Annotated in this window: 13 protein-coding genes and 1 pseudogene; 4 read left to right on the top strand and 10 right to left on the bottom strand. The window is 71.9% G+C overall.

The window, feature by feature from the left end; all coding sequences use genetic code 11:
• Window positions 1-19 precede the first annotated feature (19 nt).
• The 3 genes from B7R87_RS23730 to B7R87_RS23720 all read right to left on the bottom strand — a co-directional run bounded on the left by B7R87_RS23730 (window position 20) and on the right by B7R87_RS23720 (window position 2,824).
• Window positions 20-1,294, bottom strand: a complete 1,275-nt coding sequence (locus B7R87_RS23730; RefSeq protein ID WP_006346507.1) for an MFS transporter — start codon at window positions 1,292-1,294, stop codon at window positions 20-22.
• An 80-nt stretch (window positions 1,295-1,374) separates the two neighbouring features.
• Complete coding sequence (locus B7R87_RS23725) at window positions 1,375-1,905, bottom strand: carboxymuconolactone decarboxylase family protein (protein WP_006346508.1); 531 nt, start codon at window positions 1,903-1,905, stop codon at window positions 1,375-1,377.
• A 19-nt stretch (window positions 1,906-1,924) separates the two neighbouring features.
• The gene (locus B7R87_RS23720; RefSeq protein WP_006346509.1) at window positions 1,925-2,824 is read right to left on the bottom strand and encodes a hypothetical protein; all 900 of its coding nucleotides are present in this window, start codon (window positions 2,822-2,824) and stop codon (window positions 1,925-1,927) included.
• Between the two features lie 171 nt (window positions 2,825-2,995).
• On the opposite strand from B7R87_RS23720, the gene B7R87_RS23715 reads away from it, so the two are divergent.
• On the top strand, window positions 2,996-3,808 hold the full coding sequence (locus B7R87_RS23715) for a hypothetical protein (RefSeq protein ID WP_006346510.1): 813 nt from the start codon (window positions 2,996-2,998) through the stop codon (window positions 3,806-3,808).
• Window positions 3,809-3,941: 133 nt separating this feature from the next.
• Here B7R87_RS23715 and B7R87_RS23710 read toward each other — a convergent pair whose 3' ends face one another.
• Window positions 3,942-4,157, bottom strand: a complete 216-nt coding sequence (locus tag B7R87_RS23710) for an EF-hand domain-containing protein (protein ID WP_006346511.1) — start codon at window positions 4,155-4,157, stop codon at window positions 3,942-3,944.
• 105 nt (window positions 4,158-4,262) lie between these two features.
• Here B7R87_RS23710 and B7R87_RS23705 point away from each other — a divergent pair, with 105 nt between their 5' ends.
• On the top strand, window positions 4,263-4,901 hold the full coding sequence (locus B7R87_RS23705) for a GNAT family N-acetyltransferase (protein WP_006346512.1): 639 nt from the start codon (window positions 4,263-4,265) through the stop codon (window positions 4,899-4,901).
• Between the two features lie 229 nt (window positions 4,902-5,130).
• Here B7R87_RS23705 and B7R87_RS23700 read toward each other — a convergent pair.
• The 6 genes and pseudogenes from B7R87_RS23700 to B7R87_RS23675 all read right to left on the bottom strand — a co-directional run.
• Window positions 5,131-5,763, bottom strand: a pseudogene (locus B7R87_RS23700) (ADP-ribosyltransferase); the annotation flags it as partial.
• 212 nt (window positions 5,764-5,975) lie between these two features.
• A complete protein-coding gene (locus tag B7R87_RS23695; protein WP_006346514.1) occupies window positions 5,976-7,196 on the bottom strand; it encodes a YncE family protein in 1,221 nt (406 codons plus the stop codon).
• A complete protein-coding gene (locus B7R87_RS23690) occupies window positions 7,196-7,999 on the bottom strand; it encodes a polysaccharide deacetylase family protein (protein WP_130585208.1) in 804 nt (267 codons plus the stop codon). The genes B7R87_RS23695 and B7R87_RS23690 overlap by 1 nt, the downstream gene beginning before the upstream one ends.
• A 397-nt stretch (window positions 8,000-8,396) precedes the next feature.
• A complete protein-coding gene (locus B7R87_RS23685; RefSeq protein ID WP_006346516.1) occupies window positions 8,397-8,909 on the bottom strand; it encodes an ATP-binding protein in 513 nt (170 codons plus the stop codon).
• A gap of 387 nt (window positions 8,910-9,296) precedes the next feature.
• Window positions 9,297-10,082: an enoyl-CoA hydratase/isomerase family protein gene (locus B7R87_RS23680; RefSeq protein WP_006346517.1), complete on the bottom strand. Its 786-nt coding sequence runs from the start codon at window positions 10,080-10,082 to the stop codon at window positions 9,297-9,299.
• Window positions 10,083-10,156: 74 nt separating this feature from the next.
• Window positions 10,157-11,392: a L,D-transpeptidase gene (locus tag B7R87_RS23675; protein WP_006346518.1), complete on the bottom strand. Its 1,236-nt coding sequence runs from the start codon at window positions 11,390-11,392 to the stop codon at window positions 10,157-10,159.
• A gap of 137 nt (window positions 11,393-11,529) precedes the next feature.
• Here B7R87_RS23675 and B7R87_RS23670 point away from each other — a divergent pair, with 137 nt between their 5' ends.
• Together B7R87_RS23670 and B7R87_RS23665 are read left to right on the top strand one after the other, a co-directional pair.
• A complete protein-coding gene (locus B7R87_RS23670) occupies window positions 11,530-13,446 on the top strand; it encodes an ABC transporter ATP-binding protein (RefSeq protein ID WP_006346519.1) in 1,917 nt (638 codons plus the stop codon).
• A complete protein-coding gene (locus tag B7R87_RS23665) occupies window positions 13,443-15,326 on the top strand; it encodes an ABC transporter ATP-binding protein (protein ID WP_006346520.1) in 1,884 nt (627 codons plus the stop codon). The genes B7R87_RS23670 and B7R87_RS23665 overlap by 4 nt, the downstream gene beginning before the upstream one ends.
• Window positions 15,327-15,797: the final 471 nt, after the last annotated feature.

Here is a 15,797-nt window from a genome sequence, read left to right as displayed (position 1 = left end):
TGCGGTGTCTCAAGCCGCCTCACGCCGCCTTGGACAACGCGGACCGGTCGGTGCGGGTCGCGTGGTGGACGGTGGCCGCCGGGCGGGTCGCGGCACCCCGTCCGTCGTGGCGCGGCCAGAGGAGGAGCGCTCCGGCGGTGCCCGTCACGGCCAGCGCCGCGAGGACGGACCAGGTGAGGGTGAAGCCTCCGGCCGTTCCGAGCCACCCCGCGACGGGGTAGGTGACCAGCCAGGCCAGGTGCGACAGGGAGAACTGGGCGGCGAACGCCGCGGGGATCGCGTCCCGTTCGACGGAGTCGCGGATGACCTTGCCGGTCGGGGTGACGATCAGTGCCATGCCGATGCCGATCACGGCCCAGACGATCGCCGTACCGGTGCCGGTGGCGAGGCCGGACGCGATGAGCGTCACCGCGGCGGCAGTGCCGCCGACGAGGACTCCGGCGCCGGTCATCATGGTGGTGCGGGCGCTGATCCGGCCGAGTACGCGGGGCAGGAGGAGGGCGGCCAGGAGGGTTCCGGCGCCGGAGGCGGCGAGCATCCGGGCGACGTCCGACTGGGATCCGCCGAGCTCGTCACGGACGTAGTTGACGGTGTTGACGACCACGATCGACCCTGCCGCCGCGACCACGAGGTTGAGGGCCATGATGCCGCGCAGCCGCGGTGTCCCGAGGAAGGTCCTGATGCCCGCGGCCGCCTTGTCCCAGGCCTTGGTGTGGGTGCTGGGGCGGGCGTTCGGGATGCGTGTCGCCAGGACGAGCACGGCGGAGACGAGGAATCCGGCGGAGGTGCCCAGGAACAGCCAGTTGAAGCTCATGAACGACAGGGCGACGGCCGCCAGTACGGGGCTGAGCAGGCTCTCCATCGTGTAGGCGACCTGGGAGGCCGAGAGGGCGCGCGTGTAGTCGGACTCGTCGGTGACGATATCGGGGATGACGGCCTGGAACGTCGGGGTGAACGCTGCGGAGGCGGCCTGGAGCAGTCCGATCAGTACGTAGATGTGCCAGATCTCGGTGACGAACGGCAGGGCCAGGACCACGGCGCCGCGGACCACGTCGAGGGCGACGAGGAAGGTCCTTCTGGGGAGCCGGTCGGCGTATGCGGCGGCCAGCGGGGCTATGACCACGTACATCACCATTTTGACGGTCAGTGCGGTGCCGAGCACCATTCCGGCGCTCGGGCCGGCGAGGTCGTACGCGAGGAGCCCGAGGGCCACGGTGGTCAGCCCGGTGCCGAAGAGGGCGATGACCTGGGCGCCGAACAGGCGCCGGTAGTCGCGGATGGCGAACAGACTCATGACGGTTCCTTCCGTCTCCGTGCGGCGGGGCACGGCCCCGGGGCGGGGGCCGTGCCCCGCGGATACAGGCGGGGGTGTCTCTACTCATCGGTGTCGCTCCCCGGGGTGAGGCCGGCGAGCAGATTGAAGGAGCCGGTGAGGACGTTGAGTGCGACGACGCCGACGACGTCGGCTATCGCACGGTCGCTGTAGCCGTGCTCCCGCAGTGCGGTGATCTGTTCGTCGGTGATCGACGCCGGCTCGCGGTGGACGCGGAGGCCGAGGGCGATGATCGCCGCGATCGCGGGATCGGCCGAGGTGCCCTCGCGGGCTCGCGCGATCTCCTCCTCGTCCACTCCCAGGGCGCGGGCGGCGTCGACGTGCGCGTCGAGACAGAGTCCGCATCCCTGCCGGACCTGGACGGCGATCGAGATCCGTTCGCTGATCCTGCGGTCGAGCTTGGCTCGTCCCATCGCCCGGCTGAGCTGGAGATATCCGCCCAGTACGGCCGGCGAATGCGCCATCGTGGAGACCATGTCGCCGGCTCGTCCGTGGCGGGAGACCAGATCGGCGAGGAGGTCGCGCGAAGCTCCGACCGCCGTGTCGGGCGTGAGTCGGGTCAGGCGGGGCATGACGCTCCTGTTCATACGGTCAGTGGTGCGCGTGGGCGCCGTGGTGGTGGCCCTGGTGCTCGGGCGCGGCCTGGGGTGCCGTGCTGGGGCCGGGTGCGGGGGTACGGACGGTGAACTCGGCGGTCCGGACGGTGCCTTCGTGCTGGAAGTCCAGGTACAGCCGGTAGGTTCCGGCCGAGGGGGCCACCGCCATGAAGGTGATCCCGGGGCCCGGTGCGGTGGTGCCGTCGCCGGGTTCGCCCTCCGGGTGGACGTGGAGGTAGCCCAGGTCTCCGGCCCTCAGTGCCACCAGGTGCCCGTACGCGGCGAGATAGGGCTGGAGGTCGGTGACGGGGCGGCCGTTCCGGCTGACGGTGAGGGTCAGTTCGCTCGCCTCGCCCGGGAGGAGTTCGCCGTCGAGTGCGACGGTGTACTCACCGATCCGTGCGGTGCCGGTGGCCTCGGGAAGCGGCTGCGGGTCGTACGGTCCGGCGACCGAGGCGTCGATGCCCAGCGTGATGGTTCCGCCGTGGCCGGCCGGGTGGACGTCGGCGAAGAACCGCCAGTCCCCGGGCTCCAGGGCCAGTTCGACGCTCCAGGTGCCCTTCTCGTCCCGTACCGGGTGGACGTGCTGGAAGTGGGCGGTGTCGCGGCGGACGGCTATGAAGTGCAGCTCCTTCTCGTGCTCCGGCGTGTACTCGGTCACCGGCTGCCCGTCGGGGCCGATCACCCGGAAGCGGACCGGTTGGGCACCGGCGGTGAAGATCGTGGTGTCGAGTTCGAGGGTGTAGCCGCTTTCGGAGACCGAAAGGCCGCCGGGGCGGGCTCCGCCGTGCGCGGCGTGGGCACCGTGACCGCCGTGGCTGCCGTGTCCGGCGTGGTCGCCGTGACCGCCGTGAGCGCTGTGGTCGGCCTGGCCGTGACCGGAGTGGTTCGTCATGACATCTCCCTGGGTGTGCTGCGCCTTCCGGCGGTGTCCCCTGCAGGACAACGATCACAACCGTATACCCCCTGGGGGTATTCCGTCCAGGGGGTTTTCCGGGAAGGCCGGACAAGCGGTCCATCGGAGGGAGCCGGGAGCGGCCGCGGAAGGGCGGCTTAGAGTGGGGAAATGTCACTGCCTGTCGACCGTCGGACTGCACTGGACCTGCTCGATGCCCATCTGGAGGCGCTCCGGGACGGAGCGGATCTTGGGCTTCCGGAGGGTCCGGTCCGTACGGCAGGGGAAGAAGGCGGTGGCCTCGCCCTCTGGGCCCTCGACCGGCTCGGGCGCATCCCTCGCGAGCCGAAGGACGCTTTCGCCCTCAGGGTCGGGGGTCTGCTGGTGGATTTCCGCTCCCGCCGGTGCCCCTGGAACGCGGCGGCACTGCGGCTGCTCGACGATCCGTACACCTTCGTGGCGACCGGCCCCCGGCGGCACGAGGACTGGGCGTACGACGTCCACGCCGTACTGCACCGGTCGGTCCCCGATCCCCGGGGCTGGGTCCGGCTGGACCAGGACCGCACCAACGACGTCCGCTGGACGGTGCCCGCCTATCCCTTCGACCCGCCGGACGCGCCGGAGCTGGCCGGGCGTCTGTATCCGCTGGAGCGGGAGGCGGCGGTCGCCGCGCTGGCCGTGATGGCCGAGGAGTGGCAGGCGGAGCCCGCCCCCGTGCGCTTCCGGCCGGACCGGGATGCGGTACTGGCGGATGCCCGGACCCTGCTCGGCCGGTACGGCCCCGGCGCGCGCTACTGGACCAACGCGACCGCCGCCGCATCGGACCCGGCCCACGACTTCGTCGCATCAGGCCTGCGGGGCACCCGGTCCCACGGCTTCCTCACCTCCGAGTACCTCAACGGCATCGACCTCGTGGAGGACCTCGGCCTGATCGCGGTGGCCGACGGCGAGGTGGGCGTCTTCTGGTCGTTCGGGGCCTGCTGACGGCAGGTCGGCGGTACGCCCGCGGCCGGTGGGGTGTCCGGCGCAGTACGGGCGGGGGGTACGGCTCCGGGACCGGCCGCCGCCCGGGAGGTCCCGCGCTCGCGGGCCCGGCGGGCGGCCGGTCCCGTGCGGGTCAGGCCTTCTTGAAGGAGTCCCAGAACTCGTCGAAGGTCAGCATGCCGTCGCCGTTGCCGTCCTTCGACTTGATGACCGCCTCGGCGACCGTCTCGGTGACGTTGAAGTCACCCAACTGCGCCATCACGCTCTTGTACTCGGCCGCGGTGATCAGACCGTCGCCGTCGAGGTCGTACCGGTCGAACGCTTTGCGGGCCTCGTCGATGTCCGCCACTGTGTTCCGCCCCTTCTCGGTGCTCTGTTGACGGAGATCAGATTATCGGGGCGGCCCTGTGGACAACTCCAAGGGGCGGACCGTGCGGTCGGGCAGCATGGGGCCATGAGCGACGAACTGTGGCAGATCCTCGACGCCGCGGCGCACGGCAGGTTCCCCGCGCCCGACGGCCGGACCGTCGTGACCGGCCGGCCCGGTGCCCGGGACGAAGGCGTGCTGGCCTTCACCGCGCATTCGGTCGTCTTCACGGACGAGGACCCGGAGTGGGTACGGAAGCAGCTCGCGGCAGCCCCGGCCGACCCGTTCGCGGCCGCGATGAATCCGCACTTCCTGGCCGCGATGCTGGAGCGTACGCGCCGCCGGATGAGCACGATCGACATGATGACGGCGGCTCCGGCGCTCCCCGGGAGACCGGAGGTGCCGCTCCGGGAGATCGACAACCCCTCGCACCCCCGGGTGGTCCGGGCCCGGAAGTACCGGGACGGGGTACGGGTCTGGGCGGCCGACGGCGGCATCGTACTGCTGGGGCGGGGGCTGGCCGGCCGCTGGGAGTGCGCGGTCGAGGTGGACGAGGAGGCCGGAGGCAAGGGGCTCGGTACCGCTCTGGCCCTGGCCGCCCGGCGATTGGTGCCGGGGCGGACGGTCTGGGCGCAGATAGCCCCGGGGAACGCCCGCAGTGTGCGGGCGTTCCAGTCGGCAGGCTTCTCCGTGGTGGGCTCGGAGGCCCTCTTCTCCTCCGGCTGACCGGCCGCGCACCATGACGCCTTGCCGGACCATCGGCGGGGCACGAGCCCGGACGGGGGCGCCGCGGATCACCCGGCGGGAGAAGGGGAGGCGGTCCTCAGGCCGCGGGCACGAGCACGGGGCGCTGGGCGGGGATCGCCTGCGGGGCGGTCACGGGCGCCGGCTGGGTGGTGGCGGGGACGCTCCCGCCGGGCGCCTTCTCCACGGTCGCCGCCGGATATCCGGCCCGCCAGGGCTCGTAGTGCGGGTTGTCCCGGCACTCGTTCATGATTTCGATCTTCTTCTCCTTGTCGACGGGGCAGACCCCGACGATGAACTGCCGGGCCACCCCGCCGGGGAAGGCCACCTCGACCTGGTCGGCGTACTTGTGGGTGTCGCCGATGGTCTTGTTCACATCGACCCCGCCCGGCGCGTCGATGTAGTAGTTCCACCCGTTCTTCCACGACTTGTACAGATCGTGGTTGTAGCTGGTGGAGACATAGGGGGACGGCTGGTTGACGAGGACGTACTTCTCGATGTCGTACTGGCCGTCGAGCGGGGCCTTGGGGTGGAAGCCCTCCTCGAAGACGATCTCGGGGCCGCGTCCGTCGGTGCGGTAGAGCTGGAGACAGTTGGTGCGCCAGGAGGGAGCGGGGGTGATGCGGTTGATGTCGACGCGCTTGTCGGCGGCGGCGTAGAGCCGGTCCTCGACCGCGGGACAGGAGTTGGCGGGCGCGGCGGCCGCCGCAGGGGCCGCGGGGGCCGCCGCAGGCCGGGCGGGGGCGACGGGGCCGGCGGTGGCCGCGCCGGCGGCCGGGAGCAGCGCGGCGGACAGGGCGAGGGCGACCACGGCGGCACGGCGCCGCGGACGGGACGAGATCATCATGATGATCACCATCCCGGTCCGGCGGCGCGGTGCGGGGCAAGGTCACCCACCCGTAGGCGGGTTGACCCGCCGCCTTGACCCGTCGCGGACCGGGCCGCCCGCCCTTCCCCGACTTCCGGAGCCTTTCCGGATCGACGAGCGGATCCCGTGGGGCCGTGGGCCGAGGGGGCGGGGGGCAGGGGGGCGGGGGTGGGGGTGGGGGCCCGGGGTCAGCGGAAGACGCCGGTGTGGCCCAGGGAGTAGCGTCCCGGCTGGGGATAGAACGCCAGGCCGTGGGGGCCGTCGCCGACCGGGATGCGGGCCAGTTGCTTGCCGGTGGCGGTGTCGATGGCATAGACCTCGGAGTCGTAGCGTCCGGAGAGCCAGAGGACCTTGCCGTCGGCGGAGACGCCGCCCATATCGGGGCTGCCGCCGTCGGGCAGCCACCACTTCTTGGTCAGCTTGTTGCTGGGGAAGTCGAAGACGGAGACGGAGCCCTCGCCCCGGTTGGGGATGTACATCTCCTTGGAGTCCCGGCTGATGTAGAGGCCGTGCGCGCCCTCGCCGGTGGGGAGCAGGGTGGGGGTGGTGAACTTCTCGCCGTCCAGCACCCAGATGCCGTGGGCCATCATGTCGGCGATGTAGAAGGTCTTTCCGTCCGGGGAGATCTTCACGTCCTGCGGCATCGCGCCGTCGAGGGGGAGCTTCTGCTGGCCGACGACCTCCATCCGGGCCGTATCGACCTTCAGGAGTTCTCCGGAGAACTCGCAGGAGACGATGAAGTAGCGCCCGTCGGCGGAGAAGTCGGCGTGGTTGACGCCGTAGCAGGTGACGGGGGTGGTCTTCTTCCGCTCCATGGTGTGGGGGTCGCGGAAGACGAGTTCCCGGTCCATGGAGGCCATCACGACGGCGTATTTGCCGTCGGGTGTGAAGTAGAGGTTGTACGGGTCGTGGACCTCGACCTCCTTGCCCGCCTTGCCGGTGGCGGGGTCGATGGGGGTGAGGGTGTGGCCCCGGTTGTTGTTGACCCAGAGGGTCTTCAGATCCCAGGACGGCACGACGTGCTGGGGCTGGATGCCGACCGGGATCGTCTCGACGACCTTGTAGGTGGTGGGGTCGATCACGGAGACGGTGTTGGAGTTGGTGTTGGGGACGTACACCTTGGTGGGGAAGTTCTTCACGACGGGCGAGAGCTTGTTGGGGCGGTCGGCCGCGTAGAGGTCCTTGGGGTCGAGGACCGGCGGCATCCCGGGCAGTCCGGCGGGGACCGGGGGCTTCGCGGGTTTGCGTGCGGCGGCGGCGCCGGTCTTCTCCGAAGTGGTGGAGGTGCCGGTGTCGGTACCGCAGCCCGCGATCAGGGCGAGCGCGGCGGCGGCGAGCAGCACCCGGGTGCGGCGGGCGGGCTGCCGGGGGCGGCGCCGGACGGGCGTCGGGCAGTGGGGAGGGTGCATCAGCTCAGCAGCTCCGTGGTGGTCACCGCGCGCAGTCCGCGGCGGTGGAGGTCGTCGAGGAGGGCGGGCAGTGCGGCGACCGTGTCCGCATAGCCGAAGTGGAGGCTGACCACCGATCCGCGGTGGATCTGCCCGGCGACCGTGCGGGTGACGGCCGCGGCGCCGGGCGAGGTGGCGTCGAGGGAGTCGAGGTCGTAGGAGAGGACGTGCGGATATCCGGCGCGCCCGGCGAGCCGGACGACGAGCGGGGTCGCGGTCCGGGTCCGCGAGGGCCGGAACCAGGTGCCGATGGAGCCGGTGAGCCTGCGCAGCCGGTCGGCGCAGCCGGTGATCTCGGCATAGGCCTCGGCCTCGGGCAGTTCGTTGACCGAGACATGGTTCATCGTGTGGTTGCCCAGGTCGTGTCCGCCGTCGAGGATCCGGCGGGCCATCCCGGGGTACTGGTCGAGCCAGCTGCCGACGGCGAGGACGGTGATCCGGGCTCCGGCGCGTTCGGCCTCGGCCAGGACGGCGCGGGCGGTGGCCGGGTCGCCGGCGCCGTGGAAGGTGAGGGCGACCCGGTCCCGGCCGGTGGGGCCGTGGCTGATCTGGGCGGGCTGCCCGGGGTGGCGGCGGGGCGCGGGAGCGGCGGGCGGCTGCCCCGCGGGGCGGGCCGCCGCGCCCGCCGATGCGGTGGCGGCAGGACGGGCGGGCGGGGGCGCGGCGGGGGCCCGGCCGCCGTCGGCGCAGCTTGTGGCGAGGGCACCGGCGGCAGCGGCCCCGGCTGCGGCCCGCAGGGCACGACGGCGGTCGATCGGGGTCACAGTAGAGGACGTTAGGCAGGGAATGCTACGAAAGTACCGATTAGACCGATTTAGGTAGTTTCGCGAGTGGAGTGCAATATCATCGCACCGTAAAAACACGCCCTCACACCGGCGATTCAGCAAGATTTGCGAGGCAAGTGCCCCATCTCACCTGAGATTCTCGCGAGAACCACCCATTTTGATGAGATATGACCGATTGGCGAATTTGGGAGTTGTTTCATGGTCTGCCATAGTCGGGGACACGACCTCCTCCGACCCGAGCTCGGTCGTTATCAGCAGCCGTGGAAACACCCCCCTGTCCACGGCGCTCCCCAGAAGCCCCCGCCCGCCGCACACCGGCACCCGTGGGGGCTTCTGGGGTATCCGGGGAGGTCGGGGCAGCCCCTCCGGGCGGTCCTCATCTCGAACCGGGGTGCGGGATCCTCATCTCGAACCAGGTCGTCTTGCCGCGCGGCAGCAGGTCCACCCCCCACCGGTCGGAGAGCTTGTCCACCAGGAAGAGCCCCCGCCCGCTGATGTCCATCGGCTGGACCGGCAGCAGACAGGGCAGTCCGCGCGAGGGGTCGCGCACCTCGACCCTGATCCAGCCGGGACGGCGCGTCATTCGCAGCCCGAAGACCCGGGCGCCGGTGTGCCGGACCGCGTTCCCCACCAGTTCGGAGACGAGGAGGACGGCCGATTCGGCGGTCTGGGCGGGGAGCGTCCACTGACGGACGATCACGGAGTGGGTCAGCCGCCGGGCCGTGGCCGCGGATTCGGGGCGGGACGGGAGCCGTACCTCCTCCAGCGAAGGGTCACCGAACAGCTCCAGCGCTTTCAGGCCCTGCTCGTCCTCGATGGCGGTCATCCAACGGATCGCGGTCACGCCGTCGCGCTGCCGCGGTTGTTCCGCACCTTCGAGGCCCGCCATGCCCCCATCATGGCTGCTGAGCGCGGATTCCGTGGCCTTTCCAGCGGAATAGGGCCCCCGGAACTGCACATTCCGGAGGGTTGCGGCGGCATATGTCAGTGGCCCCATGAGGCGAGTTGTGCCCACCCTGAGCTGCGTTGACACCCTGTCAACAGCGCGCCCCGGGGATCGGGGGGAGCCGTTTCCTTAAGGCGCAGGTAAGGCGGCCTTAAGGAAACGGCAAGGTACGGGCCCCGCAACCGGCCACGGGACACCGGCCCGCCGCCGGGCGCCCGGGGGCGCCCGGGGGCGTCCGGGGGCGTCCGGCGGCATCCGGCACGGTGGCACGGGACGGTCCGGCGACGGCCGGTGCGGTACGGGTCGGCGGTAACGGGTCAGCGGTACGGGTCAGAGGTCCTCGGTGCCGGTGAAGACCGCTTTCCCGGGGCCCTCCGCCACAAAGCTGCGCATCCCGCGCTCCTTGTCCTCCGTGGCGAACAGCCCGGCGAACCAGTTCCGTTCGACCGCGAGACCGGTGTCGATGTCCGTCTCCAGACCGACGTCTACGGACTCCTTCGCCGCCCGCAGCGCCAGTGCGGGGCCCTTGGCGAGCCGGGCGGCCCAGGCGCGGGCGGCCTCGTAGACCTCGCCGGCGGGGACGACCCGGTCCACCAGGCCGATCTCCAGCGCCTCGGCCGCCTTCACCTGACGCCCGGTGAAGATGAGGTCCTTGGCCCGCGAGGGGCCGATCAGCCGGGACAGCCGCTGGGTGCCGCCTGCGCCGGGGATCAGCCCGAGGAGGATCTCGGGCTGGCCCAGCTTCGCGTTGTCCGCGGCGATCCGGTAGTCGGCGCAGAGGGCCAGCTCGCACCCGCCGCCCAGGGCGTATCCGGTCACCGCGGCCACCACCGGCTTGGGGATCCGGGCGACGGCCGTGAACGCGTCCTGGAGCGCCCGCGACCGGGCGACCATGCCCGCATGGTCGATCTCCAGCATCTCCTTGATGTCCGCACCGGCGGCGAACACCTTCTCACCGCCGTACAGGATCACGGCCCGGACGTCGGGGCGCTCCCCGGCCTCCTCGGCCAGCTCCCGCAGCCGGTCCTGGAGGGCGATGTCGAGCGCGTTCATCGGGGGGCGGTCGAGCCGGATCGTACCGACGCCGCCGGCTACTTCGAGGGAGACAGTGCTCATACGAGGAGGCTAACCGCGAGGGGCGGCGGGGCAGGCCGTGCGTTGGATCACAGCCGCCCCGCGCCGCCCCCGGGTCACTTCTTCCACTCCTCCCACGTCATGTTCCAGCCGCTCAGCCCGTTGTCGGGGGCGACCGTCTTGTCGCGGGAGTTGACCACCTCCACCACATCGCCGATCAGGGTGCGGTCGAAGAACCAGCCCGCCGGGGTGTCCCCGCTGCCGCCCTTCACATCGCGCAGCCCCACACAGCCGTGGCTGACGTTGGCCGAGCCGAAGATATCCGCCGAAGCCCAGTAGTTGCCGTGCAGGAAGGTGCCGGTCCGGGTGAGCCGCATGGCGTGGGGCACGTCCTTGATGTCGTACTCGCCCTTGCCGTCGGAGTCGGTGAAGCCGACGGTCGCGCCGTTCATCCGGGTGACGTCGTGCATCTCGCTGACGACCATCTTCCCGTTGTACGTCATCGCGTTCGGCGCCCCGGCGGTGATCGGCAGCGTGGCGATCAGGCTGCCGTCCTGCCGTACCTCCATCGTCTTGGCCTCGGCGTCGACCAGGGAGATCTGCGAACGGCCGACGGTGAAGACGACGGTCTTGTCCTGGATGCCGTAGGCGCCGGAGGCGGCTTCCACGTCCCGCAGCCCGATATCGACCGTGACCTTCGTGCCGGGCGTCCAGTACTGCTCGGGCCGGAAGTCCAGCCGCTGGTCGCCGAACCAGTGCCCGGCGATCTCGACCGGCGGATCGGAGGTCACCCGGATCGCCTGCCGGACGGCGGCCCGGTCGGTGATCTTCCGGTTGAAGTCGAAGGAGACGATCATCCCGGTGCCGACGGTGGAGCGGTGCTCCGGCTTGAAGTAGCCGATGAAGCGGCTCTCGGGGACCTTGGTGGTGAACGTGGTGTGGCGGGCGGTGCGCCTGCCGTGGCCGTCGAGGGCGACGACGTCGACGGAGTACTTGGCGGCGAGTCCGAGCCGGGTGCCCTCGGCGGGCCGCCAGCGCAGCCCGTCCCCGGAGATCGCGCCGCGCACGGCGGTCGGGGCCTCGTTCTCGATCCGGTTGACCGTGACGCGCTCCAGCCGGCCGCTGGTGAGCCGCACTTCGAGGCGGCTCTTGGGGTCGACGCCCCGGGCGCCGTCCTCGGGGGTCACCCGGATCACCTCCCCCGACACCAGCTGCGGTGGTACGACCCCGGGGTCGCCCCCCTCGCCGCCGCCCGGGGCACAGCCGGAGAGCCCCGCCAACAGTCCTGCCAGTCCGACCCGTGCCACGGCGATCAGTGCGCCCCGGCCCGTTCGCTTGAGTACGTGTCTCACGCCGGTCCAACGACCACGGGCCCGCCGGGGAAACGTGGGCCGGGGACGGCGGCCCCGGGCGGGGTACTGGGCGGGGTACCGGGCCCCGGCGGAAAACCGGATGAGCGCGTCAGTGGTGAACCGTACTCTCGGTCCTGATGCCCACTTACCCTTCACCCCAGGAGAAGGCGGCCGCCGAGCCCCCGCCCCCCGCCGCGCCGGACGATCCCCCGGCGCGGAAACGGTCCGTCGCCCGGGTGCTGCTGCGGCTCTGGCCGTACGTCAGGCCGGTGCGCACCCGGCTGTTCATCGCCGCCGGTGTGGCGATCGTCGCCTCGTCCCTGAGCCTGGTGATCCCCCTCGTACTGAAGTGGATCGTCGACGGGCCGGTCGCCGGCCGCGATCCCGGCGGGGTCTGGCTGGGCGCGCTGGCGCTGCTGCTGCTCGGTGTCGCGGAGGCGGTGCTCTTCGGCTTCCGCCGGTGGCTGGTGGCCCGCCCGCTGGCAGCGGTGGAGGCGGCGATGCGGGCGGATCTCTACCGGCACCTCCAGCGGGTGCCGCTGGCGTTCCACGACCGCTGGCCGTCGGGGCAGTTGCTGTCACGCGGTACGACGGATCTCAGCCTGGTCCGGATCTTCCTGTCCTTCCCACTGACCTTCCTGCTGGTCAACGGGGTGACCATCCTCATCGGTCTGGTGATCCTGCTGGTGCAGCAGTGGACGCTGGGGCTGATCCTGATGCTGCCGATCGTGCCGCTGGTGGTGATCTGCTCCTATTTCGAGGCCCGGTACTCCATCGCGTCCCGGCGCGCCCAGGACCAGGCCGGGGATCTGGCGACGGTCATGGAGGAGAGCGTCCTCGGCATCCGCGTCATCAAGGGCTTCGGCCGCCACCGCAGCCAGGAGCGGTCCTTCCACGGTCTGGCGGGGCTGCTCCGCGGTACGGAGCTGCTGAAATCGCGGATGGTGGCGGGCATCTGGGCGGCGATCACCGTCATCCCGGAGACCGCGATCGGTGCGGCGCTGGTGCTCGGCACGGTGCAGGTGGCGGACGGCGAGCTGTCCGCGGGCACGCTGGTGGCGTTCCTGTCGACGGCGCTGGCGCTGCGCTGGCCGGTGGAGTCGATGGGGTTCCTGCTGGCGCTCTGCCAGGAGGCGGCGACCGCGACGGAGCGGTACTTCGAGGTGATGGACGAGCCGGAGGAGTCGGGCCACGACGGCGCCGGGGAAACGCGGGGCGGGGACGGGGGTACGGGTCCGGGGGGTGCCGGAATCCGGTTCGAGGGGGTGGCGTTCCGCTTCCCGGACGCGCCCGCGACCGCCGTTCCGGTGCTCGACGGCGTCGATCTGCAGATCCGTCCCGGGGAGACGATGGCCCTCGTCGGCGCGACCGGCAGCGGCAAGACGACCCTGACCGCCCTGGTGCCGCGGCTCCACGAGGTGACCGCCGGGCGGATCACCCTGGACGGCGTCGACATCACGGCGATGCCTCGCACGGAGCTGCGGACGCTGGTGTCGGTCGCGTTCGAGGAGCCCACGCTCTTCTCTGCGACCGTCGCGGAGAACGTCCTGATGGGCGCGGACGGTTCCGGCCCGGAGACCCTGGACCGGGCGCTCGGGGTGGCCCAGGCCGATTTCGTACCGGCGCTTCCCCTCGGTGCCGACACCGAGGTCGGTGAGCAGGGGCTGACCCTGTCGGGCGGGCAGCGGCAGCGGCTGGCGCTGGCCCGCGCGGTCGCGGCCCGCCCGCGCTTCCTGGTGCTGGACGATCCGCTGTCCGCGCTCGACGTCCATACGGAGGCCCGGGTGGAGGCCGCGCTCCGGCACGTACTGAAGGACACCACCGCTCTGGTCGTCGCGCACCGGCCGTCGACGGTACTGCTCGCCGACCGGGTGGCCCTGCTGTCCGGCGGGCGGATCGCGGCCGTCGGCACCCACCACGAACTGCTGCGGACGAGTGCGGAGTACGCCTGGCTGATGTCGGGCACGGAGCGGGCCCCGGCGCCGCGTACGAGCACCGAGAAAACTGCGGAGCTGTCGGAGCTGTCGGAGCTGTCGGAAGGAACGCGTCCATGACCCAGCCGACCGGATCCGCCGGAACGCTCCCGGAGAACGCGCCGGAGAATGCGCAGGAAGCCGGGGGCCCGCTCACCGCGCCCGGCGGCGACCCCTTCGACCGGGACGACCTTCCCGCCACGGCGGGCGCGACCCGGGACCTGCTGCGCTCGCTGCTCTCCCCGTACCGCGGCCGTGTGGTCCTGGTGGCGCTGCTCCTGCTGCTCCAGCAGGCCGCGGTGCAGGCGGGCCCGCTGCTGGTCGCGTACGCGATCGACCGGGGCGTCCCGGCGGTCCGCGACCACGACTACGGGCCGCTGATCGCGGTCGCCGCGGGCTATGCGTCCGCCGCCACCGGCGCCGGGCTGCTCCAGTACTTCTTCGTCACCACCATCGGCCGGCTCAGCCAGGACGTCCTGGTCGATCTCCGGGCCCGGATCTTCCGGCACGCGCAGGCCCTCAGCGTCGACTTCCACGAGCGGTACACCTCGGGCCGGCTGATCTCCCGGTCGACTGCGGACGTGGAATCGCTGCGGGAGCTGCTCGACGAGGGCCTCCAGGAACTGATCAACGTCCTGCTGGCGTTCGTCTATATCGCGGCCCTGCTGCTCTGGCTGGATCTGGGCATCGGCGCCGTCGCGGTCGCCACCTTCCTCCCGCTCGCGCTGCTGATCCGGCTGTACCGGCGGCGCTGCGCCGCGGTGTACAGCCGGAAGTCGACGGCGATGGCAGCGGTCATCGTGAAGTTCACGGAGACGATGAACGGCATCCGGCCGGTCCGGGCCTTCCGCCGCGAGCGGGCGAACGACGAGGCCTTCGCCCGGCTCAACGCGGACCACCGCCGCAGCAACGGCGACGCGATGCTGGAGCTGGCGCTGTTCGTGATGGGGTCCCGGCTGGTGGCGAACACCGCGGTCGCGGGCATGGTGCTGTGGGGTGCCTACCGGGTCGCGGACGGCACGCTGGCGCTGGGTGTGCTGGCGGCGTGCGCGCTGTATCTGCGGCGGCTGTACGACCCGATCGACCGGCTCGGGATGTTCCTGAACTCGTACGAGTCGGCCGCCGCCTCGCTGCAGAAGATCGCCGGGCTGCTGGCGCAGGGGCCGTCGGTGCGGGAGCCGCGGGAGCCGGTGCCGCTGCCGGAGCGCGCCGCCGGACGGCCCGGCCGCGAGGTGGTCTTCGACCGGGTGCGGTTCTCCTACCGCACCGGCGGTGAGGTGCTGCCCCGTCTCGACCTGGTGATTCCGGCCGGGCAGACGGTCGCGGTGGTCGGCTCGACCGGTGCGGGCAAGTCCACGGTCGCCAAGCTGCTGGCCCGGTTCTACGACCCCACCGAGGGCCGGGTGCTGCTCGACGGGGTGCCCCTGGGCGAGCTGGAGACGGCGGAGCTGCGGCGCGGGGTGGTGATGGTGACCCAGGAGGCGTTCCTCTTCTCGGGGACGGTCGCCGAGAACATCGCCGTGGGCCGCCCGGACGCGAGCCGTGCGGAGATCGAAGCGGCGGCGAAGGCGATCGGCGCGCACGACTTCATCGCGGCGCTGCCCGACGGCTACGACACCGATGTCCGCAAGCGGGGCGGGCGGATCTCGGCGGGCCAGCGCCAACTGGTCGCCTTCGCCCGGGCGCTGCTGGCCGACCCCGCGGTGCTGATCCTGGACGAGGCCACCAGTTCGCTGGACGTACCGGGCGAGCGGGCGGTGCAGCGGGCCATGGACACGGTGCTCCACGGCCGTACGGCGCTGGTCATCGCGCACCGGCTGTCGACGGTCGAGGTCGCGGACCGGGTGCTGGTGATGGAGCACGGGCGGATCGTGGAGGACGGGGCGCCGGGCGAGCTGATCACGGCGTCGGGGGGCCGGTTCGCCGGTCTGCACCGGGCGTGGCGGGACAGTCTGGTCTGAGCCGTCGCGGCCGGACCGCGGAGGCAGAAGGTAAGAAGCGCCGCGTCCGGGCGGGGCGGTCCCGCGGTCGTAAACCGGCCAGATGCCCCGGCCGGTGCCGGTCGTTGCCCGGGGGCCGGGCGGGCGGTCCCGGCCGGTGGGGGCCTTCCCCGGCCCGGCGGGGACGGCCGGGGGGCGTGCCGTGGGCCGCGGTCGGGACCCGGGGCGGATACCCGCACGTTGCCCCGGCTTTACCTGCACATGACGGGCCGTCGAACGGCCGTCCCGGCGTTCGCTCAGCGGACGGCCCCCTTCGTTGAACGGACGCATTCCGGTCAACTTCTTGACGCGCTCCTGACAGAAACCCGCCACTCCTGCGACTCTTCACCCCGGTTCACCCTCCCCGCACACCCGTTTACCGGACACCTGAACGAACACCGGGATCCGGTATCCGGGAGACGGCCACGGGCTCCGGCGGCGCGCGCCGGGGCA

Origin of the sequence: Streptomyces tsukubensis, from assembly GCF_003932715.1 — a bacterium.
GTDB lineage: Bacteria > Actinomycetota > Actinomycetes > Streptomycetales > Streptomycetaceae > Streptomyces > Streptomyces tsukubensis.
This window is presented reverse-complemented; position numbering and strand designations above follow the sequence as displayed.